This window comes from Enterococcus timonensis, assembly GCF_900104595.1.
In the GTDB taxonomy this organism is placed as follows: domain Bacteria; phylum Bacillota; class Bacilli; order Lactobacillales; family Enterococcaceae; genus Enterococcus_J; species Enterococcus_J timonensis.
Window position 1 is genome coordinate 45,006 of the sequence record NZ_FNVY01000003.1, and the last position, 15,559, is coordinate 60,564.

General features: G+C 40.8%; 13 protein-coding genes. 8 read left to right on the plus strand and 5 right to left on the minus strand.

What is annotated here, in order from left to right:
- Positions 1-138: 138 nt before the first annotated feature.
- The 4 genes from BQ5341_RS02060 (at position 139) to BQ5341_RS02075 (ending at position 5,477) form a co-directional block, all read left to right on the plus strand.
- On the plus strand, positions 139-606 hold the full coding sequence (locus BQ5341_RS02060) for a CtsR family transcriptional regulator (RefSeq protein ID WP_071130418.1): 468 nt from the start codon (positions 139-141) through the stop codon (positions 604-606).
- A 2-nt stretch (positions 607-608) separates the two neighbouring features.
- Positions 609-3,113 carry an ATP-dependent Clp protease ATP-binding subunit gene (locus BQ5341_RS02065; protein ID WP_071130419.1) on the plus strand — a complete coding sequence of 835 codons (2,505 nt, stop codon included), beginning with the start codon at positions 609-611 and terminating at the stop codon, positions 3,111-3,113.
- Positions 3,114-3,262: 149 nt separating this feature from the next.
- Positions 3,263-4,183 carry a peptidase U32 family protein gene (locus BQ5341_RS02070; protein ID WP_071130420.1) on the plus strand — a complete coding sequence of 307 codons (921 nt, stop codon included), beginning with the start codon at positions 3,263-3,265 and terminating at the stop codon, positions 4,181-4,183.
- 73 nt (positions 4,184-4,256) lie between these two features.
- Entirely contained in the window at positions 4,257-5,477 is a 1,221-nt protein-coding gene (locus tag BQ5341_RS02075; protein WP_071130421.1) for a peptidase U32 family protein, read from the plus strand.
- A 29-nt stretch (positions 5,478-5,506) separates the two neighbouring features.
- Here BQ5341_RS02075 and BQ5341_RS02080 read toward each other — a convergent pair whose 3' ends face one another.
- Positions 5,507-6,010, minus strand: coding sequence for a hypothetical protein (locus tag BQ5341_RS02080; RefSeq protein ID WP_083378562.1), 504 nt, complete (start codon positions 6,008-6,010; stop codon positions 5,507-5,509).
- A 188-nt stretch (positions 6,011-6,198) separates the two neighbouring features.
- On the opposite strand from BQ5341_RS02080, the gene queG reads away from it, so the two are divergent.
- Both queG and BQ5341_RS02090 read left to right on the plus strand, forming a co-directional pair.
- The gene (gene queG / locus BQ5341_RS02085; RefSeq protein ID WP_071130422.1) at positions 6,199-7,356 is read left to right on the plus strand and encodes a tRNA epoxyqueuosine(34) reductase QueG; all 1,158 of its coding nucleotides are present in this window, start codon (positions 6,199-6,201) and stop codon (positions 7,354-7,356) included.
- A gap of 36 nt (positions 7,357-7,392) precedes the next feature.
- Positions 7,393-8,259 carry a GNAT family N-acetyltransferase gene (locus BQ5341_RS02090; RefSeq protein WP_071130423.1) on the plus strand — a complete coding sequence of 289 codons (867 nt, stop codon included), beginning with the start codon at positions 7,393-7,395 and terminating at the stop codon, positions 8,257-8,259.
- Positions 8,260-8,543: 284 nt separating this feature from the next.
- Here the strand turns inward: BQ5341_RS02090 and BQ5341_RS02095 are convergent, their stop codons facing one another.
- From BQ5341_RS02095 to BQ5341_RS02110, 4 genes are all read right to left on the minus strand, one after another.
- A complete protein-coding gene (locus tag BQ5341_RS02095) occupies positions 8,544-9,530 on the minus strand; it encodes a polyprenyl synthetase family protein (RefSeq protein ID WP_071130424.1) in 987 nt (328 codons plus the stop codon).
- Complete coding sequence (locus BQ5341_RS02100) at positions 9,527-10,102, minus strand: Gx transporter family protein (protein WP_071130425.1); 576 nt, start codon at positions 10,100-10,102, stop codon at positions 9,527-9,529. The genes BQ5341_RS02095 and BQ5341_RS02100 overlap by 4 nt, the downstream gene beginning before the upstream one ends.
- Positions 10,103-10,111: 9 nt before the next feature.
- Positions 10,112-10,540 (minus strand): NusG domain II-containing protein, encoded by a 429-nt coding sequence (locus BQ5341_RS02105; RefSeq protein ID WP_071130426.1) that lies wholly within the window; start codon positions 10,538-10,540, stop codon positions 10,112-10,114.
- Between the two features lie 363 nt (positions 10,541-10,903).
- On the minus strand, positions 10,904-12,895 hold the full coding sequence (locus BQ5341_RS02110) for an NAD(P)/FAD-dependent oxidoreductase (RefSeq protein ID WP_071130427.1): 1,992 nt from the start codon (positions 12,893-12,895) through the stop codon (positions 10,904-10,906).
- Positions 12,896-13,151: 256 nt separating this feature from the next.
- Here BQ5341_RS02110 and pplA point away from each other — a divergent pair, with 256 nt between their 5' ends.
- Both pplA and BQ5341_RS02120 read left to right on the plus strand, forming a co-directional pair.
- Positions 13,152-14,108, plus strand: coding sequence for an extracellular electron transfer flavoprotein PplA (gene pplA / locus BQ5341_RS02115; RefSeq protein ID WP_071130428.1), 957 nt, complete (start codon positions 13,152-13,154; stop codon positions 14,106-14,108).
- A 308-nt stretch (positions 14,109-14,416) separates the two neighbouring features.
- Positions 14,417-15,529: an FAD:protein FMN transferase gene (locus BQ5341_RS02120; RefSeq protein WP_083378596.1), complete on the plus strand. Its 1,113-nt coding sequence runs from the start codon at positions 14,417-14,419 to the stop codon at positions 15,527-15,529.
- Positions 15,530-15,559: the final 30 nt, after the last annotated feature.

The window sequence follows — 15,559 nt, forward strand, 5'->3', positions numbered from 1 at the left end:
GAAAAAAGAGTAATGGGTCGTAGAGAATTAGAAAAAATGAGGACGAATAGAATATTCGCCGGAATTTTTATCTATTCTCCTAGACACAGCTTTTTTCACACCGCTAGTCAAGGTCATAAAAAATCAAAGGAGGTTACTATGAGCAATCGGAATACGTCTGATTTAATTGAAGATTATTTGAAAAAAATTTTGCGGGCCAATGATTCGATTGAAATTCGGCGTGCAGAAATGGCGGATTTATTTTCATGTGTGCCTTCGCAAATTAATTATGTAATCAATACGCGTTTCACGCTGCAACAAGGCTATCAAGTGGAAAGTAAGCGGGGCGGCGGCGGCTATATTCGGATTGCCAAGTTGCGTTTTACAAGTTCCCGTAGTTATCTCAGCGCCTTGTCCCACACTCTCGGAGAAAAAATTTCTGAAAATGGGGCGCGTGATTTGCTGCAAAAATTATATGAAGAAAAATTATTAACCAAACGGGAAGGTAATTTATTTTTAGCGACGCTTTCCAGCAATGTTTTGGGGCATTATCAACAAGAAGATGTGTTGCGCGCACAGTTATTAAAAGCCTTTATCGAACGTTTAGGCTACGAAAGCGAGGAATAACGATGCAAGAATTATTTTCAAAGCGGGCCAAAGAAGCCCTAGCGATTGCCCAAGAGCAAGCTAAGATTTTCCACCATCAAGCCGTCGGGTCGGAACATATTTTGTTGGCGTTAACGATTGAAGAAGATGGGATTGCCGGCAAAACTCTCCGGGAGGTCAACGCCACTAAAGAAGATATTTTAGATGAAGTGGAGCATTTGACCGGCCACGGAAATGTCACCAATTATCCTAAAAATGCTTATCTTCCTTATTCACCACGGGTCAAACAAATTTTTGTGTATGCTGGCGATGAGGCGAAACGATTTGGTTCAGAAAAAATCGGCACCGAACATCTTTTACTAGGAATTTTGCGGGATGAAGATATTTTAGCGGCGCGGATTTTGACGAATCTTGGTTTGAATTTGCCCAAAGTCCGTCAGTTAATTGTCCAACAGTTAGGCGGCGAGGAAAATAATCGGCGCCGAGATTTTGTTGGCGCTAGTAATGCACGCGGTCGGCGGACGCAGGCTACTAATGATTCCAAGTCAAAGACACCGACGCTAGATCATTTGGCGCGGGATTTAACTAAATTAGCCGCTGAAAATAAAATGGATCCCGTCGTTGGCCGCAATAAAGAAGTGCGACGCTTAATTCAAATTTTATCACGGCGCACCAAAAATAATCCGGTGCTCGTTGGTGAACCCGGTGTGGGGAAAACGGCGATTGCAGAAGGCTTGGCGCAACGAATTATAGCCGGCAATGTGCCTGAAGATATGCGAAATAAACGCCTAATGATGTTGGATATGGGTTCTTTAGTAGCCGGGACAAAATATCGCGGTGAATTTGAAGATCGTTTGAAAAAAATTATTGACGAGGTCTATCAAGATGGGCAAGTGATTTTATTTATCGACGAACTCCATACCGTCATTGGTGCAGGCGGCGCTGAAGGGGCAATTGATGCTTCTAATATTTTAAAACCAGCGCTAGCTCGCGGTGAGTTGCAAACCATTGGCGCGACAACTTTAGCAGAATATCAAAAATATATTGAACGGGATTCAGCTTTGGAGAGGAGATTTGCCAAAGTGCAAGTGGACGAACCAACGCCAGAAGAAGCGGAAGAAATTTTGCAAGGATTGAAGGCTCGCTACGAAGAGCATCATCATGTGGAAATTACTGACGAAGCGATTCATGCGGCGGTGAGCTTGTCGGTGCGCTACATTAATTCTCGTCAATTGCCAGACAAAGCGATTGATTTAATCGATGAATCCTCAGCTAAAGTGCGCTTGGATTTTGCCGATGAGCCGTCAGAAATTACGACCCAACAAAAAAAGATTACCCAATTAGTTAAGCAAAAGGAACAAGCGATTGTCGCTCAAAATTTTGAGCAAGCAGCAAAATTTCGCAAAGAAGAAAAAAAACAAAACGAAAAATTAGAACAATTAATGGCCCAAGAAGCGAAAAAAGCGACAGGTTATGGTCATCAAGTCACCGCTGAAGATGTCACGTCGGTGGTTTCCCAGTGGACTGGCGTACCGCTGAAACAATTAGAGAAAAAAGAAAGCGAACGCCTGATGGATCTGGAAAGTATTTTACATCAGCGAGTCATCGGTCAAGACGAAGCGGTTAAAGCAGTCTCCCGGGCGATTCGTCGCGCGCGTTCTGGTTTGAAAGATCCTAATCGCCCGATTGGTTCATTTATGTTTCTTGGACCAACCGGTGTCGGCAAAACAGAATTAGCAAAAGCATTGGCTGAGGCGATGTTTGGTTCTGAAGATGCTTTAATTCGGGTGGATATGTCTGAGTTTATGGAAAAATATTCCACTTCACGGATTATCGGCTCGCCTCCAGGTTACGTCGGTTACGAAGAAGGCGGGCAGCTGACGGAAAAAATTCGTCAAAAACCATATGCCGTCGTTTTATTAGATGAAGTGGAAAAAGCGCATCCGGATATTTTCAACTTATTGTTACAAGTGCTAGACGATGGTTATTTAACCGATGCGAAAGGTCGCCGAATTGATTTTCGGAATACGATTTTGATCATGACTAGTAACATTGGTGCTACAGAAATTCGGGAAGAAAAAAATGTCGGTTTTAATGTTACCGATGTTTCAAAAAACTTCGAAGCGATGCGAAAACGGATTTTAGAAGAGTTGAAAAAAGCATTCCGGCCAGAATTTTTGAATCGGATTGATGAAACAGTCGTCTTTAAATCGTTAGAAAAAGACGAACTTCACGAAATTGTAAAAATCATGAGTAAAAGTGTGATTGATCGCTTGAAAGAGCAAGATGTTACTTTAAAAATCACCCCAAGTGCCATCGATGTGATTGCCAAAGTCGGCTTTGATCCTGAATATGGCGCGCGTCCCATTCGCCGCGCGTTGCAAAAAGAAATTGAAGACCGCTTAAGTGAGGCCTTGTTGTCTAATCAAATTGCACTAGGCGATAGTGTGACTATCGGCGCTACTAAAGGAAAAATCACCTTAGATGTCAAAAAAACGGCTGAAAAAAAATTAGCTGGCGTTAACTAAAGAAAAGAAATTAAAAAAAAGTTTCTGAACTAGGTTTTTTATTAAAAATATAGCTTAGATGCTTTTTTTTTACCGTTTTTTTCACAAATTTATCTTTTCTGATTGCCTCAGCTGTGCTAATATGAAGACAGTTTGAAGGAGGTTTTCCCATGATTGAAATTACAGCTACAGTAGCATCACTGGAGCAAGGGCGCGCTTTGTTAGACGCCGGCGTGGATACACTTTATTTCGGGATGGAAGCATTTGGTTTGCGGTTGCCCCACAGTTTTACTTGGGATGAACAAAGTCAGCTGATTGATTTGGCCCATGCGGCTGGAAAAAAAGCGACGGTAGCTGTCAACGGCATTATGCACCCAGAAAAAATGAAAGAAATTCCGGATTATTTGAAATTTTTAAAAGCCAGCGGAGTCGATCAAATCACTTTGGGCGATCCGGGAATTATATATGCCATGAAAAAAAATAATTGCGAGATTCCCTTTTTGTATGATGGGCAAACGCTAGTGACGAGTAGTCGGCAAATTAATTTTTGGGCTGATCACGGAGCCATTGGTGCCGTCGTTGCCCGGGAAGTTCCTTTTGCTGAACTTGAAAAAATGGCGCCGAACTTGCATGTTTTTGGCGAGGTTCAAGTCTTTGGTCCAACATGTATTCATCAATCCAAACGACCACTGTTGCAAAATTATTTTGATTACACAAAAGTGGACGTTGATGAAGTTGCTGACCGGGAATTATTTTTATCTGAGCCGAAAAAACCAGAAACCCATTACGGAATTTTTGAAGATAGCAATGGGACCCATGTTTTTGCTGATAATGATTTGAATTTATTGCCCGTGCTGCCAAAACTTGCGACGCTTTCCTATGATCATTGGAAGTTAGATGGTTTATTTACGCCGGAAAATGATTTTGTAGAAGTGGTGGAACAATTTGTTGAAGCGCGGCATCATTTGGAAAAAAATATTTGGTCACAAGCAGTCAACGACCATTTGACCCAAGAAGTACGCCGGTGGCATCCTGCCAAACGGGGATTGGACTTAGGATTTTTTGAAGTCGATCCGGCCAGTGTGCAATAAAAATCAGTAGTCCTTTGTAACCTTTAACAAAATCGCAACATATAGTTTGTTGTTAGTAGAAAGAAGAGAAATAATGATGAAACGACCAGAAGTGTTAGCACCAGCTGGCACGTTAGAAAAATTAAAAACGGCGATTCATTATGGCGCCGATGCAGTATATATTGGCGGTAATGCCTATTCGTTACGCCGCCGAGCCGGAAATTTTTCCTATGAAGAAATGGCAGAAGGACTAGCCTTTGCCAGAAGTCACAACGCCAAAGTTTATGTGGCAGCCAACATGGTCACCCACGACGGCGATGAAGAAGGCGCGGGCGAATTTTTTAGAAAAGTGCGGGACATCGGCATCGATGCCGTAATTGTTTCTGATCCAGCTTTAATTGAACTGGCTATTACTCAAGCGCCAGGTTTGCCGGTGCATTTGTCCACGCAAGCTTCTGCTACTAATTGGGAAACGCTAGAATTTTGGAAAGAAGTTGGTTTGGAGCGCGTGGTGATGGCGCGGGAAGTTTCCTTGGCGGAAGTGGAAGCCATCAGAGCCAAGACCGATATGCAAATCGAAGCATTTATTCACGGGGCGATGTGTATTTCTTATTCGGGTCGCTGCGTTTTATCAAATCATATGGCTAATCGCGATGCCAATCGTGGCGGCTGTAGTCAATCTTGTCGCTGGAAATATGGCTTGTACGATATGCCGTTTGGCGCAGAGAAACGTGATGTCAAAGGCGAGCTGGAGGAAGAATTTTCTATGAGCGCTGTTGATATGTCCATGATTGAACATTTGCCAGAATTAATTGCAGCGGGCGTTGATAGTTTTAAAATCGAAGGCCGGATGAAGTCGATTCATTATGTTTCAACAGTGACAAATGTTTATAAAGCGGCGGTGGATAGTTATATGGCAGACCCTGAGCATTATGTTTGCCGTCAAGAGTGGATCGATGAGCTGTGGAAAGTAGCGCAACGCGAATTAGCAACTGGCTTTTATTTTGGCACGCCAACTGAAAATGAACAATTATTTGGGGAACGACGCAAAATCCCAGTTTATAAATTTGTCGGTGAAGTATTAGGTTACGATGCCGAAACAAAAATCGCTACCGTGCGCCAACGGAATCATTTTTCAATAGGAGATGAGATTGAATTTTACGGTCCAGGTTTCCATCATTTTTCGCAATCCGTTATGGAAATGAAAAATGAAGATGGCGAATCGATTAAGCGGGCGCCAAATCCCATGATGATTTTACATTTGCCAGTGGAAGAACCGGTGGCTGTGGGGGATATGATTCGTAAAAAAAGATAATTGTTTCATATGAAACAAAAAATAAAAGACTAGGAAAAATTTCCTAGTCTTTTTGTGATCTTTTTAAAAATCGGCGCTAGTAATAAATAAAAAACGGCGTTACTCAAAGCATGAAGGCCGTCGTGAGGCAATCCTTGGAAATAATAAGGCCAAAAAGCCGTGATACCAAATAAATCTTTAGTGAAGATGCTGACGACAAAGCCGTAAAAAAAGCCGGCAAAAATAGCATAAAGCAATAAAATAATAAAATTTTGGCTGATTTTTTTAATTAAAAAAGCGCCCAATAAAACGACGAAATACGCGATCAGTTGGCCGAAAAACCAAGGACCCATTCCGAAAAATAAATTTGAAACAGTTAAAGATAAGAAAGCCACCACCAAGCCGTCTGTTAAGGTTGCTTGCCAAACGAGCAGTAAAAAAATGGCGGTCATGGGTTGGACATTTGGTAAAAATTGAAAAGCAATGCGTCCCACAACACAAATGGCACTAAATAAGGCTAGTAAAATTAGCCGGCGTAATGTAAATTTTTGCAAAAAAATCACCTCCGATTGAGGGTAGCAAAAAAAATGAAGGAGTGCAAGCGGGCGCTTGAAAAAATGTTCTAAAACGTGCATAATTTGAGCAAAGGAAACAAAAATCGTCATGTAGCAGATAAATTTCAGCTGCACAATTTAAAAAAAATTCCCGTTTGTTAAAAGTTTGCCCGTCAGGAGGAAATAAAATGACTACATCTTTAAAAGAAAAAATTATCCAAGAAGCTGCGCGCCTGGGGATCGATAAAATCGGTTTTACTACAGCGGAACCATTTTTAGAATTAAAAGAACCCATTGAAAGACAAAGAGCAGCTGGACAAAATTCTGGCTTTGAGCATCAAAATATTGACGAACGAATTTATTTGGAAAAAACATTTGAGAATCCGCAATCGATTATTTCTATTGCCTTGGCGTATCCGACGAAAATTCACCAAGAAATTCCTAAAGATGGCAAGCGGGGGCAATTTTCTCGGGCTAGTTGGGGGACCGATTATCATTTTATTTTGCGGGATAAGATGCAACAGCTGATTCAATTTATTCAAGAAGTTGCTGCTGCTGAAGGAATAGAAAATCATTGGCGCCTCGCACCGCAAGTGGACACCGGCGAATTAGTCGATGTCGCCGTGGCACAACGGGCGGGGTTAGGATTTGTCGGCCGCAATGGTTTGTTGATTACTGAAGAATTTGGCTCGTGGGTTTATCTCGGCGAAATTGTAACTAATATTAATTTTGAACCGGACGCACCGGGGGTTTTTGGTTGTGGCGAGTGTACGCGGTGTATTAAAGCTTGCCCGACGCAGGCGATTTTGCCAGAAGGTGGGCTGAATGCGCAAGTTTGTTTGGCATATCAAACGCAAACAAAAGGAATGATGCCAGAAAAATTCCGCAAAAAAATTAGCAATGTTATTTATGGTTGTGATATTTGTCAGCTAGTTTGTCCTTACAATCAAGGAAAAGATTTTCATTTTCATGAAGAAATGGAACCGCAAGTTGATGAAGTGGCGCCTCTTTTACAACCGATGTTAACTATGACCAATGCTGAGTTTAAGAAAAATTTTGCCCATTTGGCAGGCTCATGGCGAGGGAAAAAACCACTACAACGCAACGCGATTATCGCTTTAGCCAATCTCCACGACCGCTCGGCGCTGGAAGAATTGTACAAAGTTTTGGCAAATGACGTCCGACCAGTTTTGCGAGGAACGGCAGCTTGGGCCATTGGACAGTTGATCCGCAAAAAATCCGAAGAGCGGGAAACAGCGTTAGTTTATTTGCAAGCAGCGCTTGAAGTGGAAAGTGACGACGAAGCATTGGCAGAAATTAACCAAGCAATAGAAAAAATAAAATAAAAATTTATCAGATATTTATTGAAAAGAGAGATCCTAATGATCGTTAAAACGACGGAACTAACGTCAGAACAATTGGCGGAATGCAATCAATTAATTAAAAAAATTCAGCAACACGACCGGACATTTAAATCGCCATATCTCAGTAATCAGTTTAATTTTTTTGCAGAGATGCTGACGCTCTTTTTAAATTATGAAAATAATCAGTTGACGGGCATTCTTTCGATTTATGCCGATGGAAATACCGAATCCACCGCCGAAATGGCCGTTTTTGTGGATGAAAAATTTCGCCGGCAAGGGATTGCCACGCGGTTAATTCAAGCAGCGACTAGTGAATTAGAAAAATTCGGCTATCACGATTTGGAATTTTGGACAGAACAACAATTTTTAACGGATAATCCTGATTTTTTGAAAAATTGTTCTTTAGTGGCAGATCCGGAAACAGAAATTCAGCTGACGACTAAAAAAAATCAAAAATGGATTTTTAGTGAACGGGAAGAATTTCAATTTAGAAATCTCCAGGCAAGTGATATTGAAGCGTTAACGCAGCTTCAGGTACGGGCTTTTCCAGAAACGAGCAGCGAAACCGCTCACCAATATTTGCTTAAAGGATTGGCAGACGAGAAGCAAGAGAATTTTATTTTGAAAAAAAATGACCAAATCATCGGCACCTGTGCGGCGGATCAAGACGACTATGATTATATTTTTGGTTTATTTATCGCTGAGAATTGGCAAAATCAAGGGCTTGGCACTTATTTGCTGGAAAAAACTTGTCAAAATCTGACTCGAGAGAATAAGCGAATCATTAAGATTGGCGTGGAAAGTAATAATCTACAAGCGTTGCATCTCTATCAAAAAGTTGGCTTCATTATTGAAACAGAAGTCATTTATCTCAGCAAAAAATAAAAACCGACCACCATGACTGGTGATCGGTTTTTGGTTTTTAACGGTGTCTCAAGAGCAATGGCTAGGGAAAAAGATAAAATACTTTCAGTGCGTTTCACACACTTACACCATTTTCCTATTTTCCTACGCCATTAAACGCTCTTTCGACAACCTTGTTTTGACGGTGTCTCAAGAGCAGCGGTTAGGAAAATAGATAAAACTTTCGGCGAATGTTCCATTCGTCCTCGGTTTTCCTAATTTTCTACACCGCTAAACGCTCTTTCGACAACCTTGTTTTGCCATCCTTAATTTTCTCGCCAGAGGATTTTTGTGGTGAGTTTTTTTAAGGTTTCTTTCGTGTTCATGGAATTATCTGGTAACTTTTCAATTGCTACTAGCGCATCTTTTGTATATTGTTCGGCTAGTGCTTGGGCTTTTTTGACGCCGTCAGCGGCGTGGACTAAGGCAAAAATTTCTTCGGCTTCCGCGTCGCTTAAGTTTTCTTTTTTGGCCAATAGAGGAGCTAGCTCTTCTTTTTTATTTTCTAACGCTAAAAGGAGTGGCAATGAATAAACGCCTTGTTTCACATCTTCTAAAACGGGTTTCCCGATTTTTTTGCTCGTTTGGCTGTAATCTAAAATATCGTCGATAATTTGAAAAGCAATCCCGATATTTAAACCAATTTTCCGCGCGTTATTGGCCATTTTTTGGCTACAGCCACTTTCATAAGCACCCACAAAACAACTCAAAGCAAACAGCTCAGCCGTTTTTCCAGTAATATTATCTAAGTAAGCAGCAACGCCGCCGGAATAATCGTAACGGAAATTCATTTGCCCCAGCTCGCCAATCAAAACTTTTTCCATGCTGACAGAATTCAGCTGAATACTTTTCAGAGAACTAGCGTATCCGGCCAAAAGTTTGAAACAGCAAATAAATAAATAATCGCCGGCGTAAACAGCCACATCGTTACCAAAAGTTGCCTGAATCGTTGGCAATCTCCGTCGTAATTCGGACATATCGATAATGTCATCGTGGATTAAAGTCGCCGTGTGCAGAAGCTCGATGGAAGCCGCCAAGGCGACAGCTTTTTTTGCCTCTTGATTCGGACCGAATTGAGCAAACAACAGTTGATAGGCCGGGCGCAATAATTTGCCGCCGGAATGAATCATATCAACGATCGCTTGTTTGACTGGCTTATTATTAATTTGAATACTTTTTTCCATTAAAGTTAAAGTTTGATTGAGGTCTTTTTGAATAGTGGGAAATTCTTGCCACATGGGATGAATTTTCATGAGCGCTCCTTTGACTGACGAAATCTTTTACTTATTTTTTGTGATTGTTCATAATTTATTTGGAATTTTTTTAAAGTGTCGACGTGTTCGAGTAAATAATTGGCGGAAATTCCTAGCGCAAAGCCGGCCAAAATTCCGATCAAACTTAAGACGGGCAAATAGAGCATCACCGACCAAGATCCGGCGATTAAACTCGCCACGACTAGTTGCCCCACATTGTGCAAAAATCCACCGGTAGCGGAAATTCCGATAATTGAAACGCGTTTTGGCCCAAATGATTTTACTAACAACATGCCGAAGTAACTTAAAACCGATCCGGCTAAACTATAAAAGAAGGTGGACATGGTGCCGCCTAACAAAGTGGTTAAAAATAACCGCAACATGACCAATAAAAAACTGTCGGATTTTTTCATAGTAAAAATGGCGATAATCGTAATTAAATTGGCTAGCCCTAATTTGGCACCAGGAGCAATGGCAAAAGGAAAGGGAATCATATTTTCCAAGAGGCCAATAATCACACCTTGGGCCACCAGCAAGGAAATGTACATATTTTTTCTCAGTTTATTATCCATAGTTGTCCGTTAATAAATAACGTTGCCCTCCTGATTCCCATCAGAAGCCACCACTTCAATAAGTAATTTGTGGGGGAGACAGACGATGGTTTCGCGCGCTTTTTTTATGGCGCCGCGCTGGACGCAAACTTGATCACCACAGTTGGCTTCCACGATGCGAATTTCATCTCCATCGACTTCAATTAAATTATAGTCGCCGTCTGCATCGGTGTAGCGATATGTATATTTTTTTGTGCCGGCTTCAAGAGGAAATGTATTAATTTCTTTTCCGTCCACCGTCAAAACTGCTTCATAAGTGACAACCGTTCCCGGCTCTTGTTCCACTTGTTGCCAAGAAAAAATCACAATCGGTAAAAACGATAGCAAAATTAAAACAACAATAATTACGCCATCCAAAAATTTGAAGTGGCTATTTTTTATTAAATTTTTCAGTTGCAATCGGCCACCTCTTTTCTGCTTTACTATACCATATTTTAATTAAAAACAGCCTGAAAAAATCGCAAACCGATTTTTTTCAGGCTAGATTTTAAATAATTCTCTGCGTTGTACGCAGTAAAGATGTTTTTTTTGCTCGGTATCTTTAGGGCAGCGGTTAGGAAAATAGATAAAACTTCCGGCGAATGTTCCATTCGTCCTCGGTTTTCCTAATTTTCTACACCACTGAGCGCCCTAAAGATAACCTTTTTCGGTATCTTGCTCGCAACGACTAGGAGAATAGATGAAATGATTTTCAAATCCAAAATCGGGATTTAAAAACATTTCCCTAATTCTCTACGTCGTTAACCGCTCGTAAGATGACCTTTATTTATAAAGACTTTTTTCTTTTCCGTACCACCACTTGCCGAGGGTGCGTTGTAAGAATGGAACGACCCAGCGATCGAGTCCGATTGCGCGGCCGGAGCCGTTCATTAAGGCAAACGCGGCGAAGACAAACCAGATGTTAACCCAGTAGAACATACCGGACATAACAAAGGCAATGACTAAGACAATCGTTGTAGCACTACTTAACCAAGTGAAAAGACCAGCGATTAATGCTAGTGCAATTAATATTTCAACAATGGTCATGAATTTTTGGAAGAACATAGCGACATCGTTATTAGGCATCATCCATTGCATCATTTTAGTAAACCAACCTGGAGATTTTGCAACGACGACTTGTGGTTCTTCGCCGTAAGCATAACTCAAACCAAATTTGGCAGCATGGACAACAGCTTCACCAGCGCTTGAACTTGTTGTAGTAGCAGCACCGGAAGCAGCAGAAGCAACATCGACAGTTGAAGCAACAGTTGAAGCGGCCGTTGATGCACCGGAAGCAACATCAGCACCAGAACTTGCGGTAGTTGCCGCAGCGTCTGCAGCGTAACCCCATGTCCAAGGGAAAACAGAATTACCGGTAAACCAAGAACCTTCACCAAACCAAGTAGATGGTTTCAAAACTTCGCCATTACCGATAACTTTTTTACCAGCTTCGACTAACCAAACTAAACCATAGAAAATCCGCAGAGGTACACTCCACAAAACATTGCCGTAACGTGAAGAATGTCCACGAGCAACATTACGATCATCTTTAATATGGAAGAATTCGTGCATCATATATTGGAACATGTAATAACCTGAGCGAATATCGAAGAAATATTTCAAGTTGACAATATGTTTCATAATCATGGCTAAGAAACCAGATAAATGAATTTTATCAAATAAATTCGCTACGCCCCATTTAGAACCAATGGAGACCATGAAACCTTGGTAATTGGATTTAAATGGATGTTTTTCAGTATTTTTAATGTCGGCCACAATTGAGCCGGCCGCAGCGTGGGCTGTTTGTTCAGCTGCTTGGACGATTTGTGGTGTTGGCGTATTTTCAAATTCTTCAAAATACACTTGGTCGCCCACTACATAAATATTTTTATCTTCGTAACCTTTTGCTTGCATAAATTCGTTAGCTACTAAACGATTGCCGCGGGCTGATTCTAAACCGAAGTCAGCAGCATCGGAGTTGGCTTTCACACCAGCTGTCCAAATCAATGTGTTAGTAGGAATCTTTTTCCCGCCTTTTAAGACGATGAATTCTTTATCTACTTCAACAATTGGTGAAGACAAAATAAGTTCAACATTTTTAGAAGCTAAGAAACGTTCTGCTTTAGCAGCATCGCTTCTAGTCAACATATTTAAAATAGTTGGCAAAGCTTCAACAACCATTAATGAGAAATCTTTTTCGTCTAATTTATAATCTTTGGCAAGACGAGCTTTCCAGTCGATTAATTCGCCAATCATTTCAATTCCGGTAAAACCAGAACCACAGACAACGAAAGTCAACATTTGGCGACGAAGTTTTTCGTCAGGTTCCAAAGCCGCTTGTTCAACGGTATTTAAAATATGTTCCCGCAAACGAACAGCATCATCAAAACTCCATAATGTAAAGCCATTTTCTTTAACACCTGGTGTGCCAAAGTCATTAGGTTCGCCACCCATCCCTAAAATCAGATGGTCAAATTCATAGCTGCCTAATTTTGTTTGGACAACTTTTTTATTTTTATCAATGCTAACTACCGTGTCGGTAATCAATTTGACATTTTTACGGCGACAGAATAAACGTTGTAAATCATATTGAATCGCAGTGGGTTCTACTCGTCCGCCAGCTACTTCATGTAGCTCGGTCATCATAGTATGGTAGGAATGACGATCAATTAAAGTGATTTCTACGTCTTCTTTTTTCAATTTTTTTGAAAGAAGTTTAGTGGCAGAAACACCAGCATAACCAGCTCCTACTACGACAATTTTTTGCTTAGCCATAGTCTTTATCTCGCTCCTCAGTATATTAAGTATGATAATAAGTACACAATCTTCTATATTATAATGAAGAAACGTCATTTTGTCTAATATTTTTGCACATTTTCAGGAATTTTTTTCACAGAGTTGCTCTAGACCAAAATTTTTTGAAAAAATGCGCACTATATTAAAAAAAGTGTTGACATTATATTCAATTTAACTTAAATTAGTAGTGAGGGTTTGTGAAAACTTCAACAAAAAAAGAAAAGGGGATTTAAAAATGAAAGCAAAAAAATTAATAGCAAGTTTATCCATCTTAACGTTTTCAGCTCTAGTTTTAGGAGCTTGTGGCGCTGACAACAACGATGGAGATTCCGCATCATCTGCTTCAACGGAAGCGTCCACAACGGAAGTAAGTTCTGCACAAAGTTCCACAAAAGAGTCCGAAGCAGCCGTTGCTGAAAAAACAGCTGGCGCTGATTTACAAGATGGTACTTATACTTTAGAAGAAAAAAATGAAAGCAATGGCTATCGCACAGTATTTTCTATTACTGTAAAAGACGGCGCAATTTCCGAATCTAATTTTGATGCAGTCAATGCTGACGGCAAATCAAAAGCTGAAGATACTGAATACGAAACAAACATGAAAGCAAAATCTGGCGTCGGCCCTGCTGAATTTATCCCAGAATTGAACGAATCTTTAGTTGCAGCACAAAGCGCTTCTGGCGTGGAAGTTGTTTCCGGAGCGACTCATACTTCTGAATCTTTCCAAAACTATGCACAACAATTAATTCAAGCAGCTCAAGCTGGCAACACGGAAACAATTGAAATCGACAATGGCGCTGAATTAAAAGACGGCACTTATTCATTAGTTGAAAAAAATGATTCCAATGGTTACCACGTTGACTTTTCAATCGTTGTAGCTGGCGGCAAAGTAACTGAATCTAAATATGATAATTTTTCAGCTGACGGCAAATCAAAACAAGACGACACAGAATACGAAGCAAACATGACAGCAAAATCTGGCGTTGGACCTGCTGAATTTATTCCTCAATTAAATGAAAACTTATTAGCAGCAATGTCTGGCGAAGAACCATCTGTTGCCAATACCGAAGTTGTTACCGGCGCTACTCACAGCTCCCACAGCTTCATCATTTACGCACAACAATTGATCAACGCCGCTGAAAAAGGCGACACAACAGCGATCGAAGTAGACAACATCATCATGGCCAAATAAGGATGTCGAAAAGCCGGTTTGCACTTTAGAAATTTAGAAAAATGGAGTAAGTCAGCTTGCTGACTGAAGGCATTTTATCTAATTTCCTAAGTGCAGGCTTTAAGACACCGCTCATCAAATTACCAAAAGTCTAAAAAGAATCAAAGCTTGCTGGCTTTTGTCAGCGAGCTTTATTTTTTTTAATAGGTAATCTTTTTTGGAAAAAAATAATTAGAAAAACTTTTTTCAGTTGTCTTTTGCCCAAAACATGCTAAAGTAAGAGAGTGAAAAATTTTACATATCATTTTGAAAAGAGGGAACGCGTGAAAATTTCCAAAAAAATATTGGCAGGAGCTGCTTTACTAAGTCTTAGTGTTTTGTTGCTTGCTTCATGCACTTCGCAATCCGGCACGGACCAGACAAATGAAAGCACCACAACAAGCCAAAAAATAAATACTAAAGCTTATGAGGATCAACAATTTTTATTAGGAACCTATGTCGACATTCGTATTTTTGATAATGGGAAAGAGTCCGTTTTAGAAGATGCTTTTGCCCGCGTTAAAGAATTGGGCGATAAAATTACCGTGAATCAAGAAGGTAGTGAAGTAGACGCGGTGAATGCTAACGCCGGCGTTGCGCCAGTGAAAGTGAGCGACGATGTTTATCGTTTGGCTAAAGAAGCGCTGAAATATTCCGAGGACTCTAACGGCGGTTTTGATATGGCCATTGGACCGATCACTGCCATGTGGCACATTGGTTTTGATGACGCTAGAAAACCTAGTCAAGAAGAAATCGATGCCGCCCTCACACTGGTAGATTACACGAAGGTTCAATTTGACGACGAGGCACAAACAATTTATTTGACGGAAAAAGGAATGGCGCTGGATTTCGGGGCGATTGCTAAAGGTTTTATTACCGATGAAGTGGTAGAAGTCTTGAAAAATTCCGGTGTCACTTGTGCGATTGTCGATTTGGGAGGCAATGTTTACGTCTTGGGAAATTCTTCTCGCTCAACGGCCGAAGAAAAAATCGACTGGACAGTTGGTATTCAAGATCCCAATCAAGCCCGCAATGTGATTTTAGGACAATTGCCTGAATCGAATAAAAGTTTGGTGACTTCTGGAATTTATGAACGGTATTTAAAAGTCGATGGCAAAACGTATCACCACTTGTTCGATCCAAAAACAGGTTATCCATTTGATAATGATATTGCCGGAGTGACGATTGTGACGGAAAAATCTGTTGACGGCGACGGCTTGTCCACTGCAGTATTTTCCATGGGTGTGAAAAATGGCTTAGCTTATGTGGAAACGTTGGACGATGTCGATGCGATTTTTGTGACGACGGAAGGAAAAGTTTTTGTCACTAGCGGGATTGAAGAAACATTTACTTTATCTGAAGAATCCGGGTACACAATGGGGGAGACCGGCGATCTTCAGTAAATTTTCCGTAAACAAATGGGCGAAGTGAAA

Excerpts from the sequence above, each read along its gene's own strand:
- BQ5341_RS02095 (WP_071130424.1), bottom strand. The coding sequence starts at position 9,530 with ATGAAAATTCATCCCATGTGGCAAGAATTTCCCACTATTCAAAAAGAC.
- pplA (WP_071130428.1), top strand. The coding sequence starts at position 13,152 with ATGAAAGCAAAAAAATTAATAGCAAGTTTATCCATCTTAACGTTTTCA.
- BQ5341_RS02065 (WP_071130419.1), top strand. The coding sequence starts at position 609 with ATGCAAGAATTATTTTCAAAGCGGGCCAAAGAAGCCCTAGCGATTGCC.
- BQ5341_RS02100 (WP_071130425.1), bottom strand. The coding sequence starts at position 10,102 with ATGGATAATAAACTGAGAAAAAATATGTACATTTCCTTGCTGGTGGCC.
- BQ5341_RS02090 (WP_071130423.1), top strand. The coding sequence starts at position 7,393 with ATGATCGTTAAAACGACGGAACTAACGTCAGAACAATTGGCGGAATGC.
- BQ5341_RS02060 (WP_071130418.1), top strand. The coding sequence starts at position 139 with ATGAGCAATCGGAATACGTCTGATTTAATTGAAGATTATTTGAAAAAA.
- BQ5341_RS02110 (WP_071130427.1), bottom strand. The coding sequence starts at position 12,895 with ATGGCTAAGCAAAAAATTGTCGTAGTAGGAGCTGGTTATGCTGGTGTT.
- BQ5341_RS02075 (WP_071130421.1), top strand. The coding sequence starts at position 4,257 with ATGATGAAACGACCAGAAGTGTTAGCACCAGCTGGCACGTTAGAAAAA.
- BQ5341_RS02070 (WP_071130420.1), top strand. The coding sequence starts at position 3,263 with ATGATTGAAATTACAGCTACAGTAGCATCACTGGAGCAAGGGCGCGCT.
- queG (WP_071130422.1), top strand. The coding sequence starts at position 6,199 with ATGACTACATCTTTAAAAGAAAAAATTATCCAAGAAGCTGCGCGCCTG.